18 protein-coding genes and 1 tRNA gene are annotated in these 15,784 nt (G+C 67.4%); 16 read left to right on the top strand and 3 right to left on the bottom strand.

What is annotated here, in order from left to right; translation table 11 throughout:
• Positions 1–42 precede the first annotated feature (42 nt).
• From BLW38_RS07090 to BLW38_RS07075, 4 genes are all read left to right on the top strand, one after another.
• The gene (locus tag BLW38_RS07090; protein WP_092816363.1) at positions 43–1,002 is read left to right on the top strand and encodes an HhH-GPD family protein; all 960 of its coding nucleotides are present in this window, start codon (positions 43–45) and stop codon (positions 1,000–1,002) included.
• Positions 1,003–1,005: 3 nt separating this feature from the next.
• Positions 1,006–1,614, top strand: a complete 609-nt coding sequence (locus BLW38_RS07085) for a SprT-like domain-containing protein (protein ID WP_092816361.1) — start codon at positions 1,006–1,008, stop codon at positions 1,612–1,614.
• A gap of 318 nt (positions 1,615–1,932) precedes the next feature.
• Positions 1,933–2,505, top strand: a complete 573-nt coding sequence (locus BLW38_RS07080; protein ID WP_092816359.1) for an NADPH-dependent FMN reductase — start codon at positions 1,933–1,935, stop codon at positions 2,503–2,505.
• Between the two features lie 158 nt (positions 2,506–2,663).
• On the top strand, positions 2,664–3,242 hold the full coding sequence (locus tag BLW38_RS07075; RefSeq protein ID WP_092816357.1) for a universal stress protein: 579 nt from the start codon (positions 2,664–2,666) through the stop codon (positions 3,240–3,242).
• Between the two features lie 47 nt (positions 3,243–3,289).
• Here the strand turns inward: BLW38_RS07075 and BLW38_RS07070 are convergent, their stop codons facing one another.
• Positions 3,290–4,234, bottom strand: coding sequence for a biotin--[acetyl-CoA-carboxylase] ligase (locus BLW38_RS07070; protein WP_092816355.1), 945 nt, complete (start codon positions 4,232–4,234; stop codon positions 3,290–3,292).
• Between the two features lie 129 nt (positions 4,235–4,363).
• On the opposite strand from BLW38_RS07070, the gene BLW38_RS07065 reads away from it, so the two are divergent.
• The 8 genes from BLW38_RS07065 (at position 4,364) to BLW38_RS07030 (ending at position 10,383) form a co-directional block, all read left to right on the top strand.
• Positions 4,364–5,485 carry a 2-phospho-L-lactate transferase CofD family protein gene (locus BLW38_RS07065; protein WP_092816353.1) on the top strand — a complete coding sequence of 374 codons (1,122 nt, stop codon included), beginning with the start codon at positions 4,364–4,366 and terminating at the stop codon, positions 5,483–5,485.
• Positions 5,486–5,526: 41 nt separating this feature from the next.
• The gene (locus tag BLW38_RS07060; RefSeq protein ID WP_092816465.1) at positions 5,527–6,396 is read left to right on the top strand and encodes a tRNA-dihydrouridine synthase; all 870 of its coding nucleotides are present in this window, start codon (positions 5,527–5,529) and stop codon (positions 6,394–6,396) included.
• Positions 6,393–7,343 (top strand): triphosphoribosyl-dephospho-CoA synthase, encoded by a 951-nt coding sequence (locus tag BLW38_RS07055; protein WP_092816351.1) that lies wholly within the window; start codon positions 6,393–6,395, stop codon positions 7,341–7,343. Before BLW38_RS07060 ends, BLW38_RS07055 begins: the two co-directional genes overlap by 4 nt.
• Positions 7,340–8,179 carry a DUF447 domain-containing protein gene (locus BLW38_RS07050; protein ID WP_092816349.1) on the top strand — a complete coding sequence of 280 codons (840 nt, stop codon included), beginning with the start codon at positions 7,340–7,342 and terminating at the stop codon, positions 8,177–8,179. The genes BLW38_RS07055 and BLW38_RS07050 overlap by 4 nt, the downstream gene beginning before the upstream one ends.
• 100 nt (positions 8,180–8,279) lie before the next feature.
• Positions 8,280–8,477 (top strand): 30S ribosomal protein S17e, encoded by a 198-nt coding sequence (locus BLW38_RS07045; protein ID WP_092816347.1) that lies wholly within the window; start codon positions 8,280–8,282, stop codon positions 8,475–8,477.
• A gap of 99 nt (positions 8,478–8,576) precedes the next feature.
• On the top strand, positions 8,577–9,815 hold the full coding sequence (locus BLW38_RS07040) for a tripartite tricarboxylate transporter permease (RefSeq protein ID WP_092816345.1): 1,239 nt from the start codon (positions 8,577–8,579) through the stop codon (positions 9,813–9,815).
• 119 nt (positions 9,816–9,934) lie between these two features.
• On the top strand, positions 9,935–10,114 hold the full coding sequence (locus BLW38_RS07035; RefSeq protein WP_092816343.1) for an HVO_2753 family zinc finger protein: 180 nt from the start codon (positions 9,935–9,937) through the stop codon (positions 10,112–10,114).
• 2 nt (positions 10,115–10,116) lie between these two features.
• On the top strand, positions 10,117–10,383 hold the full coding sequence (locus BLW38_RS07030) for an elongation factor 1-beta (protein ID WP_092816341.1): 267 nt from the start codon (positions 10,117–10,119) through the stop codon (positions 10,381–10,383).
• A gap of 155 nt (positions 10,384–10,538) precedes the next feature.
• Here BLW38_RS07030 and BLW38_RS07025 read toward each other — a convergent pair.
• A tRNA-Thr gene (locus tag BLW38_RS07025) sits at positions 10,539–10,612 on the bottom strand.
• Between the two features lie 110 nt (positions 10,613–10,722).
• Positions 10,723–11,235: a GNAT family N-acetyltransferase gene (locus BLW38_RS07020; protein ID WP_092816463.1), complete on the bottom strand. Its 513-nt coding sequence runs from the start codon at positions 11,233–11,235 to the stop codon at positions 10,723–10,725.
• Positions 11,236–11,417: 182 nt separating this feature from the next.
• On the opposite strand from BLW38_RS07020, the gene BLW38_RS07015 reads away from it, so the two are divergent.
• Genes BLW38_RS07015 through BLW38_RS07000 form a run of 4 tightly spaced genes read left to right on the top strand, consistent with a single transcriptional unit; the run spans position 11,418 to position 15,763 of the window.
• Positions 11,418–12,545: a branched-chain amino acid ABC transporter permease gene (locus BLW38_RS07015; RefSeq protein ID WP_092816339.1), complete on the top strand. Its 1,128-nt coding sequence runs from the start codon at positions 11,418–11,420 to the stop codon at positions 12,543–12,545.
• Positions 12,542–14,029: a branched-chain amino acid ABC transporter permease gene (locus BLW38_RS07010; RefSeq protein ID WP_092816337.1), complete on the top strand. Its 1,488-nt coding sequence runs from the start codon at positions 12,542–12,544 to the stop codon at positions 14,027–14,029. Before BLW38_RS07015 ends, BLW38_RS07010 begins: the two co-directional genes overlap by 4 nt.
• Positions 14,022–14,978: an ABC transporter ATP-binding protein gene (locus BLW38_RS07005; protein ID WP_092816461.1), complete on the top strand. Its 957-nt coding sequence runs from the start codon at positions 14,022–14,024 to the stop codon at positions 14,976–14,978. The genes BLW38_RS07010 and BLW38_RS07005 overlap by 8 nt, the downstream gene beginning before the upstream one ends.
• A complete protein-coding gene (locus BLW38_RS07000) occupies positions 14,975–15,763 on the top strand; it encodes an ABC transporter ATP-binding protein (RefSeq protein ID WP_092816335.1) in 789 nt (262 codons plus the stop codon). The genes BLW38_RS07005 and BLW38_RS07000 overlap by 4 nt, the downstream gene beginning before the upstream one ends.
• Positions 15,764–15,784 lie beyond the last annotated feature (21 nt).

Raw genomic sequence — 15,784 nt, 5'->3', positions numbered from 1 at the left:
ATCGGCCAGGATTATAAACGCTCGCCGGCACAACGACGATGTATGACGCCTTCCGGGGACGAGCACGAAACGTCGGGAGCGGCGGACGGGAGGGAGGCCGTCGAGCTTCCTGCCGCCCTCGAGGACGTTCGATCGTCGCTCATCGACTGGTACGAGGCCGACCATCGGGAGTTCCCGTGGCGGGAGACCGAGGACCCCTACGCGATCCTCGTCTGCGAGGTGATGAGCCAGCAGACCCAACTCGACCGAGTTCGGCCGGCCTACGAGGCGTTTCTCGAGGAGTGGCCGACCGCCGCCGCGTTGGCTGCGGCCGACAGAAGCGACGTCGTCGGGTTCTGGTCGAGCCACTCGCTCGGGTACAACAACCGTGCGAAGTACCTTCACGAGGCCGCACAGCAGGTGCACGAGGAGTTCGACGGGGAGTTCCCGCGGACGCCCGTCGACCTCGAGGAGTTGATGGGCGTCGGTCCCTACACCGCCAACGCGGTCGCCTCCTTCGCGTTCAACGCCGGCGACGCCGTCGTCGACACGAACGTCAAACGCGTGCTGTACCGCGCGTTCGGCGTCCCCGATTCGGACGACGCCTTCGAGCAGGCCGCCTCGACGCTGCTGCCCGATGGCCGGTCCCGGGTGTGGAACAACGCGATCATGGAACTCGGCGGGGTCGCCTGTGGCACGACCCCGCGGTGTGAGGAGGAGGGATGCCCGTGGCGTCAGTGGTGTCACGCCTACGGGACCGGCGACTTCACCGCGCCCGACGTTCCCACACAGCCGAGTTTCGAGGGGAGTCGGCGACAGTTCCGCGGCCGGATCGTCGCGACGCTCCGGAAGTACGACGAACTCCCGATCGACGACCTCGGCCACCGGATCCGGGTTGACTACACGCCCGACGGCGACCACGGACGGGAGTGGCTCCGTGGGCTCCTCGCGGATCTGTCCGATGACGGGCTCGTGGCGGTTCGCGACGGGGAGGACGGCGTTCGGGTTCGGCTTCGGGAGTGACTGATGGCGGAGCGACGGTCAGAACCCGATGTTGGCGAGGGATCCGATCCCGATCGAAACGGCGACGATGCGTCGGCGCTATCCGTTCCGGTCGAACGGTACCACATCGGACCGGATGCGACCCCGACGGAACTTCTCGCAACCGCGCGGGTCTATGCGCGGGCAGTCGTCGAGAGCCACGGTCTCTCCGTCTCGGTGAGCCGCCTCGAGTGGGAGGTCAGCCGCCGCGCCAAACGGCGTGCGGGAGCGGTGCGATACCGTGACGGCGAGCCGACGGCGATCGTTCTCGCCTGGCTGCAGTTCCGCAATCGCGGCTGGCGGGCGACGGCGGCGACGATCCGGCACGAGCTCCTCCACGCACACCTGCTGAACGAACGCGGCGACCCGAGCCACGGGCCGACTTTTCGACGACTGGCGGCGACGCTCGAAACGCACGTACACTGCGACCGGTTCGTCGACCCAACGTGGTGGGTGCGCTGTCGCGACTGCGACGCCGAGATCGCCCGCTATCGACGATCGAAACTCGTCACGGAGCCCGATCGATACCGCTGTGGGGAGTGTGGCGGCCGATATCGGGTCATCCGCACGGCCAGTGAGAACGTGGACGGGTAGCTGTGGGCGGAGGGGGTGGTTGACGGAGCCAACGCTCGGCGGAGCGGTGACGATGACGACCACATCGACGCGATCTGGCGAACAGTCGGCGCGGAAGCGTGGATCCGGGGACGTGGAACGGATCCGGTCTCGCGACGGGGCGCCGAACACCCGCCTCGGCCATCGCGAGCGAGCCTCAGGTCACGGGGGCGCTGTGTCGGTATCCGGGATAAACGTCCGGTCGGCTCGCGTCGCCCTCGACTCGTCGGACTGCTGCCAGGGAGCACTGGACGGGATGGACCCATCCGATTTTTCAGGCCGTCCCCCGAGGGAGGTGGTATGAGCGACACGCACGTGGCCGGCGTCGTGGGGAGCCTGCGGTCACGGAGTCATACACGCACTGCGGTCCGAGCAGCCCTCGAGGGTGCCGAAGCCGCCGGCGCGTCGACGCAACTGGTCGATATCCGTGCGTACGATCTGCCGCCGTTGAATCCGGACGTCGACGACCAGGGGGACGGCGCCGATTTCCGGTCCACGATCCGCACGGCCGACGCGATCGTCCTCGGGACGCCGGTGTATCACGGCTCCTGTTCGGGCGTGCTGAAGAACGCGCTCGACCATTGTGGGTTCGAGGAGTTCGAGGGCGTCACCGTCGGGCTACTCGCCGTCGCCGGCGGCTCGTTCCCGATCACGGCCCTCGAGCATCTGCGGTCTGTCTGTCGCGCACTCAACGCCTGGGTACTCCCGTATCAGGCCGCCATTCCACGCGCCGACGCCGCGATCGAGAACGGGCAGTTCACCGACGTCGATCTCCGCGACCGCGTCGAGACCCTCGGCGACCGTGTCGTCGCCTATCGGTCGATCGAGCCGGAGCCATCGACGTTCGAAAGCGGCCAGAACAAGGGCGCGTGACCGGGCCCGCTCCGAGCGGGTGTGACCGGTTCGGTACCACGGCTGGATTCGACCGGGCCCGGTATCACGGGCCGAGTGGTCCGGAGACCGACGTGCGAGAACCGGCAAAACGTGCAAACAGTTATACACTCGCATCCGATACAGTCCTGTGATAACATATGTCACTCTACAACCGAATTCTGGTTCCGACCGACGGGTCACCGGAGGGCGAGCGCGCCGTCGAGCACGCGTTACGGTTGGCAGCGATCCACGACGCCGAGGTGCACGCACTCTACGTGATCAACGTCTCGAGTTACGCCGGGCTGCCGATGGAGTCATCCTGGGACGGCATCGACGATCTCCTGAAGTCGGATGCCGACGCGGCCGTCGAGGAGGTGCAGTCGATCGCCGACGGCGTCGGGGTCGACGTTCCCGTGGAGACGGCAGTCGTCGAGGGGTCACCGAGCCGGGAGATCATCGACTACGCCGAAGGGCACGGGTGCGACGTCATCGTAATGGGGACACACGGCCGCGGCGGCATCGACCGACTCCTCCTCGGTAGCGTGGCCGAAAAGGTCGTCCGTGGATCCTCGGTCCCGGTTTTGACCGTTCGCGTCGGCGAGGCGGGTGACACGGCGGCGTCCAACGCGGCCGAGACGGCCGGCGTGGCCGGATCGACGGAAACGCCCGAGACCGCGGACGCCGACCGGAATTCCGCCGACGGGACACCTGAATCGGAAGCCTCCGGAAGTGGGTAGCTGCGGACACGACCACTATCGGGACGACGGGATGAGGAACTCGACACTCAGTCGATCGGTCGGAGGTGTTCACAATCCCCGGAGAGGACGGTTTCGGTCCCATCATCGGTCTCGAGCACGAGGGCGCCGGGAAACTCGACGTCGACGGCGGTTCCCTCGACGGCTCCGGTCGTGGTTTCGACCCGAACGTCCCGTCCGATCGTGGCAGCTCGGTCACGCCACGCGGGGAGAACCGATTCGGGGGCGGCTGTCAACTCGTGGAACCGTTCGAGCAGCGTTCGCGTCACTCGGCTGCGGTCGATACGGTCGCCCGTCGCCGCGCGAAGGCTCGTCGCTCCGGGCGGAAGTGCGTCGGGGTCGACGTTCGCGTTGATGCCGATTCCGACGACGATCCACGAGACGCGGTCGGCCTCTCCCTGCATTTCGGTGAGGATTCCGGCCAGTTTGGTGCCGCCCCGCTCGGCGGTTGGATCGGGAACGAGGACGTCGTTTGGCCACTTGATGTGTGCGTCAGCGCCGACGTCCCGACAGGCGTCGGTTACCGCGACGGCCGCCGCAAGCGTGACGATCGGCGCCTGTGCCGGCGGGAGATCCGGGCTGATCGCCACCGAGACGTAGATCCCGCCGGCGGGGGCCGCCCAGTCGCGGTCCAGTCGCCCGCGTCCGCCGGTCTGTTCGTCCGCGACCACGGCGATACCGGTGTTGCCCGCGTCGGCGAGCTCGCGAGCCCGATCGTTCGTCGAGTTGATCGTGTCGTGGAACTCGATCCCGTAGGGCGCAGTCGATCCGTACTGTATCGCGGCCGCACCGTAATTCGGCGTTTCAGTGATGTGGTACCCCTCGTCCCCGCTTTCGATCTCGAACCCCTGATCCCTGAGCGCCTCGACGTGTTTCCAGACCGCCGCACGGGAGACGCCGAGCCGATCGGCGAGTTCGGGACCGGAGACGGGCCCCGATTCGAGCGCGTCCAACAGCGCGCGACGCGTGTCCATACACAGTCCTGATCGACGCATCGAGATAGGCGTTCCGCCGTCGATGCCGTTCCCGACGAGCGGTTCCCCGTCGGTCGCCGTCCGGCCCGAGGGCGGAGCTTACAAGCCGACGCCGCTCAACCCCACCGTATGGTCACGTTTCTCGCCGGCGGCACCGGGACGCCAAAGCTGTTGCAGGGAGCGACGACCGTCTGGGACGCGGCGTCGATCACGGTCGTCGGAAACACCGGGGACGACGTCGAGATCGGGGGCCATCTCGTCTGTCCGGACATCGATACGGTTCTCTTTTGGGGCGGTGACGTTCTCGACCGCGAGACGTGGTGGGGGATCGACAACGACACGACGGCGACCCACGAGGAACTCTCGCGGATCGCGTCGGCGGCAGGCCTCGAGGACGGTCCACGCTATCTCCCCGATGACGCACAGACTGCGGGCCGGCGGATCGCGAACTGGCGGCGATTCTCCGGCGTCGCGGAGTTCCTCGAGATCGGCGACCGCGACCGCGCGGTTCACATCACGCGGACGGGACTACTCGATGAGGGACGGTCACTCACCGAGGTCACGCGCACGCTCGCGGACGCCTTCGGTCTCGCCGTGGATCTCGTGCCGATGTCGGATGACCCGGTCGCAACGATCGTCCACACCGACGACGGTCCGCTTCACTTCCAGGAGTACTGGGTCGATCGCCGGGCGGATCCTGCCGTCGAGGCCGTCGAATTCCGCGGCACCGACCCGGACCCATCGACGCAGATCTCGACGAGGCAGACGACGCCGACGCAGACGACGCCGACGCAAACCACGCCGACGCAAACCACGACGACGCAGGCGACGCCGACGCAGACGACGCCGACGCAGACGACGCAGGCGACGCCGACGCGAGCGGTCGAGGAGGCCCTCACGGAGCCGGTCGTGATCGGTCCCTCGAACCCGGTCACGAGCATCGGTCCGATGCTCGCACTCCCCGGCGTCGAGGCCGCTCTGCAGGAAACGCCCGTGGTCGCCGTCTCGCCGTTCGTCGAGGACGTAGTCTTCTCGGGGCCGGCAGCGGAACTGATGGCAGGGGTCGGGATCGATCCGAGCACCGCGGGCGTGGCGGCTGCCTACCCCTTTGCCGACGCGTTCGTTCTCGACGCCGACGACGGGACCGATCTCGATCGCGAGGTCGTCCGGACCAACACCCGGATCGAGAACGCCGCCGACGCCGAACGCGTCGCGCGTGCCTGCCAGTCGGCGCTTGCTGCCGTTCGGTGAGCGATGGCGTAAAATGGATGGCTCACGAGGAACACGACGAGATGGTTCCCGAACGCAGCGAGGTGGATCCGGGCGGCAGTGACGCCGTCGTCCCCTTCGTCCCGCCGGTGGCGATCGCGAGCCTCAGCGGTCGTTCCGACGCCGCCTGGGCCAGTGCCGCGGCTCCGTACGTCGGCTGTGCCGTCCTCGGCGGGATCGCGCTCGATCCCGCGAGCCGGGCCGCCGCACGTGACCTCGTTGAACGCGGTCGCGAGGAGTTCCTCCCGAACGATCCGTTCGCGTTCATCGACTCACAGGTGGCGGCTCTCGAGGACGTGCCACTGCGACCGGCCGTCAACGTTCGGAGTACGACGCTCCCCCCGATCGAGCGCGCTGCGGCGGTCTGTACGTCCCACGACGCGATCCTCGAGGTGAACGCACACTGCCGGCAGCCGGAACTGTGTGCGGTCGGCTGCGGCGAGTCGCTCCTTGCCGACCGGGACCGGCTCTCGGAGTACGTCGCGGCGGCGGCCACTGCGGGCGTGACGGTAAGCGTGAAGGCTCGGGCCGGCGTGTCGGGTGTCGACCTTCCGGCGGTTGCCCGAACGGTCGAGGATGCGGGAGGTCACATCCTCCATCTGGACGCGATGGACACCGAGCGCGCAGTCGCCGACGTGACTGCCGCGACCGACCTGTTCGTGATCGCGAACAACGAGGTACGGGACCGCGAGAGCGTTCGCGAGTACGCCGAGTACGGGGCTGACGCGGTCAGCGTCGGTCGACCGAGCGACGACCCGATCGTTCTCGATCGCGTCGCGAGTGCGGCAGCCGCGCTCGATCTGGGCCCGGATTCGGACTCCGAATCCGCCCCCGGCTCGGGAGGGGAATCGGACTCTGAAACCGGATCGATACCGGAGGATGCGCCCCTGTGACTGGACGGAACTCCGGAGCCACGCGGCGAACGCCCGCCGAGAACGCGCAATTGGCGCTGTTGCTCGAAGTCGCCGGGACCCCCAAACCCGGGAACGTCGATCGGCGTCGAGATCTCGAGGACCTTCGGTTCGAACACTTCCTCGCGGGCACGGTCGGGGCCGGCAAGGGGCTTCGTCGCGCCGAGCACGGCGCTCGGGTCGGCATCGCGTTCGAACGTGCCGTCGCCGGGATGAGCCGACAGTCCGGCGGGAACACCCAGTTCGGCTGCCTGCTGCTGCTCGTTCCACTCGTCTCCGCTGCCGCCCGAGGAGATCTCACCCCTGACGGGCTCGACCGCGTCGTCGCCGACACGACCGTCGAGGACGCGGTGTCGTTCTATCGCGCCTTCGAGCACGTCGACGTTGCCGTCCGCGATCCGCCCGCCGAGATGGACGATCTGGACGTTCGCCGCGGCGAGGCGGCAGCGCCGACGCTCCGTGAGCGGGGGCTCACGCTTTCGGACGTGTTGGCGCTGTCGACGGGGGACGCGGCAGGGGGAGGGATGGAGGAAGAGGCACGGGGAGAGACGGATGGGGAGCCAGGTGCAGAGACGGAGGCGGGAACGCGAGGGATCCCCGACTGGAACGCGGTCGACTGGACGACCGGGTTCGAACGACCGTTCGCGGTCGCCGCATCGATCCGTGACGATACCGGACCCATCGGCGACCGGACCGCCCGTGCGTTCCTGGAGGTCCTCGCCGATCGGCCGGACACCCTGGTTGCAACCTCCCACGGACCGGCGGTCGCACGGGATGTCTCCGAACGCGCGGCCGACGTTCGAGGGGATCTCGAGGCCGCGGACGCGCTCGCGGACGCGCTCGTTGAGGAGGGGATCAATCCCGGGACGACGGCCGATACGGTCGCGGCCGGGCTCTTCGTCGCGCTCGAACGGGGGCTATCGGTATGACCCGTCCCGACGACGGACGCGATCGGGACGCCGTCGACGGGACACTGACCGATGATGATAATGATGATGACGACGCCCGGTCGGAACCGCGGCTCGTCGATCCCGACCGATTCGGGGACCAGCACACGCGCGTGGTGCCCCGAGCGACCGGGCCTACCTGGCCCGTCGATCTCCGCGGGGTGACGGAGACGATCGTCGCGACGCGTGGCCCCAACGGACGGTGGAATATGGCTGCGCTCGGGGTCCACGCCCCGGACCCGGACGAGTGGGATGGCGGAACGGAGGACGGAGCGACGGCTGAATCGGTGGCTGAAGCGGCGGCGGACGCGGCGGCGGACGACTCGACGCCGTCGGTGACGACCGAGCCGATGGCGACTGCCCGGACCTACGGCCGAACGCGGACGCGCCGAAACGTCGAGCGTACCGGGCGCGGCGTGATCCAGTTCACGAGCGACCCGCTGGCGTTCGTGGACGCGGCGCTCACGATCGACGAACGATCGGACCCCATCCTGGCGAATACGGACGCGTACGTCGAGGTCGAGTTCACACGGATCGACCGTACCACCGACGCCGGAACCGAGATTCACACGTGGGCGCTGGCCCCGGTTGCGGGACGGACCCTCGACGAGCGGGTCCCGCGGACGAATCGTGGCTACGGCGCGGTCATCGACGCGACCGTGGCCGCCTCGCGCCTCGACGTCGAGGGGTTCGGTGAGGACGAACTGCTCGATCGGCTGCGGTATTTCGCCGACACGGTCGACCGCTGCGGCGGACCGCGTGAACGGGCGGCGTTCGAGCGCATCGACGACGTAACCGGATGGCGCAACCGGCGCTGATGGACTCCTTCGAGATCGATGCTGAACGGGCTCGGTGGCGCCGAACGAGGGGCTCGTGGCGGAACGAACCCTTTTAGTTTGCGCCGCCGATATCGACGGTATGGCCATCAAACCCAAGTACATCAAGCAGCTGGGGACCGTCCTCATCCAGGAGTACCCCGACTCGTTCAACACCGACTTCGAGACGAACAAGGAGAGCGTCGAGGCGCTCACGACCGTCGAGTCCAAGGGCGTTCGAAACCGTATCGCCGGCTACGTCACGCGCAAGAAGGCCCAGTCGGCGGCCGGCGCGGCCTGATCGACGTCTCGATCCGGTCCCAGTCCCGGTCCGGGCTCCGCTTCAGCCACCCGTATCTCACCGAGGGTTTATCCCCGAAGCCGCGGCCATCTCGTCGGGATGGACCCCGTGTTTCGGCCGGTCGTCGACCCGACGTTCGCCGTCGCCGCGCTCGCGTTCGTGGCCGGCGGCGCCGTTCTCGGCACGGTGAGCGGGCTGATACCCGGCCTTCACGCGAACAACTTCGCGTTGGTTCTCGCCAGCGCCGCACCCGGCATTCCCGCTGATCCGCTGCTCGTGGGCTGTGCGATGCTGGGTGCGGGCGTCGTCCACACGTTTCTCGACATCGTTCCCTCCCTCGCGCTCGGCGTTCCCGATGCCGCGATGGCGATCGCGTCCCTCCCCGGCCACCGGTTGGTGATCGCCGGCCGAGGGCGTGAAGCGCTCCGGTTGTCGGCCGTCGGTTCGGGGCTTGCGGTCCTGCTTGCGGTCCCGATCGCGGTCCCGATCACCTGGGTGATGGTGCACGCGTATCCGACGATACGGGCCCACATCGGCCTCGTCCTCGCGGCGATCGTCGGGTTCCTCCTCGTGACCGAGTCCTCGCGTCGAGCGGCGCTTGCCGGGTTCGGAACCTTTCTCGCGAGTGCCGCACTTGGGATGGCGACGCTCGACATCGAGCCCAACGCGCCGCTTGCCGCCGGCGGGATGCTTGCGCCGCTTTTTACCGGACTGTTCGGCGCGCCGGTCCTTATCGACGCGATCGACGGGGCCGGCGTGCCGCCGCAGTCCGATGCCCGGATCGCTATGGAGCGCCGCTCCCTCGGCATCACCGCCACCGCCGGATCGGTTGCGGGAGCGATCGTCGGCTACCTCCCGGGCGTGTCGGCGGCGATCGCCGCGACGGCCGCGGTTCCCGCCATCCCGCGGTCCGAGGCCGACCGGGGCTTCGTGGTCGCCACGAGCGGTGCATCAACGAGCAACACGGTCTTCGCGCTGTTCGCGCTGTTCGCGCTCGGCACGCCCCGGACCGGCGTGATGGTCGCGCTCGAGGAGATCGCCGTCCCGCTCGCCCTTCCCGTGCTGCTTGCGGCGACCGCGATGGCCGCCGGGATCGGGTTCTGTGTGCTGCTGCTGGTCGGGGACACGTACCTTCGGGTCGTCGGAAACGCCGACTACACGCGGGTCTCGATCGGCGTGCTCGCGTTCCTCGTCGGGCTCTCGTTCCTGTTTGCGGGCGTCGTCGGTGTCGCCACGCTCGTGGTGGCCACCGTTCTCGGGCTCGTTCCGCCACGGCTCGGGACCCGCCGCGTCCACTTGATGGGGGTGTTGATCGGCCCGTTGCTCGTGGCCTCCTAAGGGAGTCGCTTCGCTTCGTCCGGTGATCGTACCCGGATCGTCTCGAAGCCGGTGAATCCGTGACGAGGGTACGGACGCAAAGAACAACGGTTAAAAGTCGCGCACCGGTTTATCAGTGTATGAGCGACAGTCAGCAGCAGGCGGCCAACCAGTGTGTCTCCTGTGGGATACAGGTCGCCGGAATGAACGCCGCTCGGTTCGATTGCCCCGAGTGCGGCACGAACATCAGCCGGTGTGCGAAATGCCGCAAGCAGAGCAACCTGTATGAGTGTCCCGACTGCGGCTTCCGGGGGCCCTAACGATGGGTGACGTCGCAGCCAAGGTCAAGGTAATGCCGAACAGCCCCGAGGTCGACCTCGACGAGCTCCAGGAGCTGCTCGAGGACTCGCTGCCCCAGGGCGCGAAGATCCGCGGGTTCGAACGCGACGACGTCGCCTTCGGTCTCGTCGCGCTGCTGCCGACCGTGATCGTCCCCGACGATGCGGGCGGCACGGAGGCCGTCGAGGAGGCGTTCAGCGGCGTCGAGGGCGTCGAGTCCGTCTCAGTCGAGAACGTCGGTCGGCTGTAAGGTCGAACGGATCTGTTCCGCGTTCAACCGAACCGAAACGCCGGGCAGCGACGGCGCCGATCTCGGGGGAGACTTCACGAACCGGGGCCAATGCGTCGAACGGGTCGTCAGGAGGGGGGACGAATCGCAGGGCGTGACGAACGTGCACCGAACGAAGCCAGGGCAGGGATTTGAACCCCGGAAGTCTCGATTACAAGTCGAGTGCATGAACCGCCCATGCTCCCCTGGCACGGGTCCGGATTGTCGACCCTCCTTTGAGTCAGTATCGGTTTTCGATCCGGTCGGGCGGCGTCGTCGCCTGATTCGGCCGGCCGTTCGTTCGATCGACGGGGAGCGCCATCACCGGTCGGACAGATCCTTTTCGAGTTCGACCCGGTGTGGCTGGTATCCGTGACGGCGATACAGCCGACGCGCGTCGACGTTGCTCGCCAACACCTCGAGCGCGACGGTCTCTACCCCCATCGTGGCGAGCCGTTCCTCCCCCCGGTCGAGCAGTCGTGACCCGATACCGCGTCCGCGGTCGTCGGGGCGAACGAACAACGCGTCCACGAATCCCCGATCGACGTCCTGCTCGAAGGGCCCGTGTTCGCGGGAGACCGTGATGAATCCGACCGGCGCGCCCTCGGGCGTCGCCCTCGCGAGGAACGCTTCGTCCGCGACGATGTGGTCGGCGAGGACGGTCCGAACGACCGGCTCGTTGGGGGCTGCCCGGAGGTGGGAGCCCTCACCGCGCTGGTGGGCGGCGAGTTCGACCCAGAGATCGACGAGCACATCGAGGTCGGTCATCGTCGCGGCGACGATCGAGTCGGAGGACTCGTCCCCGTTCGTCGATCCCGCTTTCGATCCGGTCATCGTTCGATCCGGGCCGTGGATCCGAGGCGTCTCCGGACGACCCACTCACGGCACGGCGGGATCGACGTGGCGTGATCGTTCCTCCGGGTCGGCGACGGTTGGCGTGAGTGCATTCGGGATTCGGGGGTCAGAGCGAAGAGTTATTTATGTTCGCCGCTCCCACAATCGTGTGAACCTAACGCATGGGCGCTACTAAACTCCTCGATCGGGGTCGGGGCTCCCGGTCTCTTCCGCTTCTGCTCGCGTGGCTCGTGGGGATCCTTCTCGTTTTGGACATCGGTGCTCGCCTCGCTGGCGTCGAGATACCGCTTGCCGCGGGCCGTACCTTCGGTGGATCGATGTCGGTCGCGCAGTTCGGCGGGCTGGTCTGGAACGGCGTGATCGTCGGACTCATCTTCGGGCTTGCCGGGATCGGACTCTCGATGACGTACAGCATTCTCAACTTCGCGAACTTCTCACACGGTGACCTCATCACGACGGGCGCGTTCACCGGCTGGGGGGCGGCGCTGCTGGTCTCGGGATGGGGACTCGCCGAAGCGGGAACGCTTCTCCTCGTGCGGGCGGCCAGCGGCCCGAGCCCCAACGAGATCGGGGCCTCGATCATCCAGGCACCGCTTGCCATCGCGATCGGTGTCGTCGTCGCGGCCGTCGCGACGGTGCTCGTAACCGTCGCGATCGATCGGGTCGTCTACCGACCGATGCGTGACCGCGGCGGGATCGCGCTGCTCATCGCCAGCATCGGCGTCGCGCTCGGGTTACGGTACGTCGTACAGTTCGTCTTCGGCTCCCGAAGCCGCGGCGTGACGGCCACCGACGGCGTTCGAACCACGATCGCAGGCGTCAGCGTCAACCTCCACGAGCTGACGCTGTTCGTCGTCGCGCTCGTCCTGATGGGAGGAATGCACTTGCTTCTACAGCGAACGAAACTGGGGACCGCGATGCGGGCGATGGCCGACAACAAGGACCTCGCGCTCGTGACCGGCATCCCGACCGAACGGGTCGTCACCGCGACCTGGATCCTCGGCGGCGCGTTGGCCGGCGTCGCGGGATACCTGTACGTGCTCGAGCGCGGAACCATCGAGTTCAACATCGGCTGGTTCCTCCTGCTGTTCATCTTTGCCGCCGTCATCCTCGGCGGGATCGGATCGATCTACGGCGCGATCGCGGGCGGGCTCGTCATCGGGCTCGTGCACGAGGTCTCGCTCGTGTGGATCTCCGGCGATTTCAACGCCGCAGCGGCGTTCCTGATCATGGTCATCGTGCTGTTGTATCGTCCGGAGGGGCTCTTCAGTGGGGTGACGACCGCATGAGCGGCGAGGACCGCATACGTGACGGTCCCCGTCCGGATGGCGGCGGTAGCGCCGACAGCAGCGGTAGCGTCGGCGGCGACGCCGACGATGTATCGGCGGGGCCCGAATCGGTCGCCGATGTCCTCCGTGAGGCGATCGCTCGGGCGTTCGGCGGACACGATCTCGCGATCGTTCTCGCCACGCTCGCCTCGATATACGGGCTGTTTACGCTGTTCGTGCTCGTCGCCAACGACTTCGAGCTCACGACGAACACGATCAATGCGATCGCCAGTACCCTCCGGCTGCTCACGTTCTTCGCTGCCTCCTACGCGGTGCTTGCGCTCGCGTTGAACCTTCATTGGGGATACACCGGCCTGTTCAACATCGGCGTTGCTGGATTTATGGCGGTCGGCGTCTACACGATGGGTCTGCTCTCGACGCCGCCGGACGCCACGTCCGGAATGGGGCTCGGACTTCCGCTTCCGGTCGGGGTCCTCGGTGGGATGATCGCCGCGGGACTCGTCGGGTTGATCGCCGCGCTCCCGGCGCTCCGGCTCGAGGCCGACTACCTCGCGATCGTGACGCTGGGACTCTCGGAGATCATCCGCTTGACGATGAACTCGAGCCAGCTGTCGAGTTGGACCGTCTCGACGTTCGGATTCGGAACGGGCGGCGGGTCCGGACTCAACCTCCCCGCCCGTCCGACGGACGCGCTGTTCGACGGCGGTGCCGGCGAGGCGCTGCTTACGGTGCTGACCGGAGCCGGGATACGACGATCGATCGTGGTCGATGCCGCCTACACGCTCGTCGTCGTCGCCTTCGTCGTCGGCGTCTATTGGCTGCTCTCGCGGGTTGGTGCCTCGCCGTTCGGCCGCGTTCTCAAGGCGATCCGGGACGACGAGCTCGTGGCACAGTCGCTCGGCAAGGACACCCGGCTCTTCAAGATCAAGGTGTTCATCGTGGGCTGTGCGCTGATGGGGCTCGGCGGGATCCTCTGGCAGGGGTCGTACGGCTACGTGAATCCGAACTCGTTCCGGCCGATCGTCACGTTCTACGTCTTCGTCGCGGTCATCATCGGTGGGTCGGGATCGAACACTGGGAGCATCGTCGGGGCCATCCTGTTCGTCGGATTGCTGTTCGAGGGCCCGCGACAGTTCGGCGGCATCGTCCAGAACGCGATGGACCTGGGAAGCGCTCCGGCGACGTTCGCCGGCGCCGTCGGGCCGCTGTTCGGGCTCGATCCGATTCCGTTCCTGGCGTACGCCCTCGAGAACATCAGTGCGCTCCAGTTCGTGCTCCTCGGCGTCGTCCTGATCGTGATTATGCAACGTCGGCCAGAGGGCGTTCTCGGCCATCGAACCGAAACCGCCGCGGCGATCGACCTCGGCGTCCGTCCCGAGGGAAACGCCCCGGCCGCACGGTCAGGGGAGGAACCCACCTCCCGACCCGACACGACGGCTGCTGCTGACCACGGTGGAGAGACCGGGGGTGACGGGGATGAGTAAGGATGCCGACGCCGGCGAGGAGACCGATGACGTCGGTGTGGAACCGGCCGTCGATGCGGACGCGGCCACCATCGCGGACGCGGCGGGCACGACGAACGCCGCCTCCGAGGAAAACGCGTCTACAGCGCCCGAAACGCAGGATTCACGGGTCGAACGGGAGGCCGCGGAGACGCCGCCGGACGTCCCCCTGCAGGTTCGAAACCTCCGGAAGACCTTCGGCGGCATCGTGGCCGTCGACGACGTGAGCTTCGCGGTCGAGGCCGGCACCATCACCGGATTGATCGGCCCGAACGGAGCCGGCAAATCGACCACGTTCGACTGTATCGCGGGTGCGCTCGAGCCCGACTCGGGATCCGTTCGGTTCAACGGCGCGGACGTGACCGGCTTCCGGCCGGACCAGATCGCGACCCGCGGACTGGTCCGGACGTTCCAGATCGCTCGCGAGCTGCCGGAGATGACGGTCCTCGAGAACCTGATGCTCGCGCCGACCGACCAGGTCGGCGAGCAGCTGTGGCGGTCGGTGATGCCCGGCGCCCGCGGGTCCGTGATCGACCAGGAACGCGAGCTTCGCGAGCGCGTCTGGGAGACTCTCGAGTTCTTCGAGATCGACCACCTCGCCCGTCAGAAGGCCGGAGCGTTATCCGGCGGGCAACGGAAACTGCTGGAGATGGCGCGTGCGCTGATGACGGATCCGGACCTCCTGTTGCTCGATGAACCGCTTGCGGGGGTGAACCCGACCCTCGAGGAGAAGTTGCTCGATCGGATCCACGACCTCCGCGATCAGGGGTACACGTTCCTGCTCGTCGAACACGATATGGACGTGATTATGGACCACTGTGAACACGTCATCGTTATGCACCAGGGATCGCTGTTGGCGGAGGGGCCACCGACGGAGATCAGATCGAACGAGCAGGTCATCGACGCGTACCTCGGAGGGAGTTCCGAATGAGCGATCCCGAGCCGGTCGACCGAACGCGGGACGCTGGCGCCGACGAAACGCGAACGGACGCCGACGTTGGCGCCCCCGATGACGCGATCCTTCGTGTTCGCGATCTCGATGCCGGATACGGCGAGCTCCAGATCCTCTCGGGGATCGATCTGGACGTCGGCGACGGCGAGTACGTGACGATCGTCGGCCCGAACGGCGCCGGCAAATCGACCGTGATGAAGACCGTCTTCGGGTTGACGACGTATCTCGGCGGGACGATCTCCTTCGAGTCCGAACCGATCCACGAACTGCCGCCCGAACGAATCATCCACAAGGGGATCAGCTACGTCCCACAGTCGAACAACGTCTTCGACGGCTTGACCGTCCGCGAGAACCTCGAGATGGGTGCGTACATTCTGGATACGGTCCCCGAATCACGGATCGAGGCGGTGTATGACCGGTTCCCCGTCCTCCGTGACCGACGCGATCAAAAGGCGGGGACGATGTCGGGTGGCCAACGACAGATGGTCGCGATGGGACGTGCCCTGATGCTCGATCCCGACCTCCTGTTGTTGGACGAGCCCTCCGCCGGGCTCGCGCCGGACCTCGTCGACGACATGTTCGATCGGATCGACGAGATCAACGAGAACGGAACCGCGGTCCTGATGGTCGAACAGAACGCCACGGAGGCGCTGCGGCGCTGTGACCGCGGCTACGTCCTGACGCAGGGGCAGAACGCGTACACCGATGCCGGTACCCGGCTGTTGGCGGACGAGGAAGTCCGCCAGCAGTTCCTGGGTGGATAGTCCGGCGTGGGTGGTCTCCGG

It is taken from the genome of Halopenitus malekzadehii (assembly GCF_900108505.1).
GTDB classification, from domain to species: Archaea; Halobacteriota; Halobacteria; order Halobacteriales; family Haloferacaceae; genus Halopenitus; species Halopenitus malekzadehii.
This window is presented reverse-complemented; position numbering and strand designations above follow the sequence as displayed.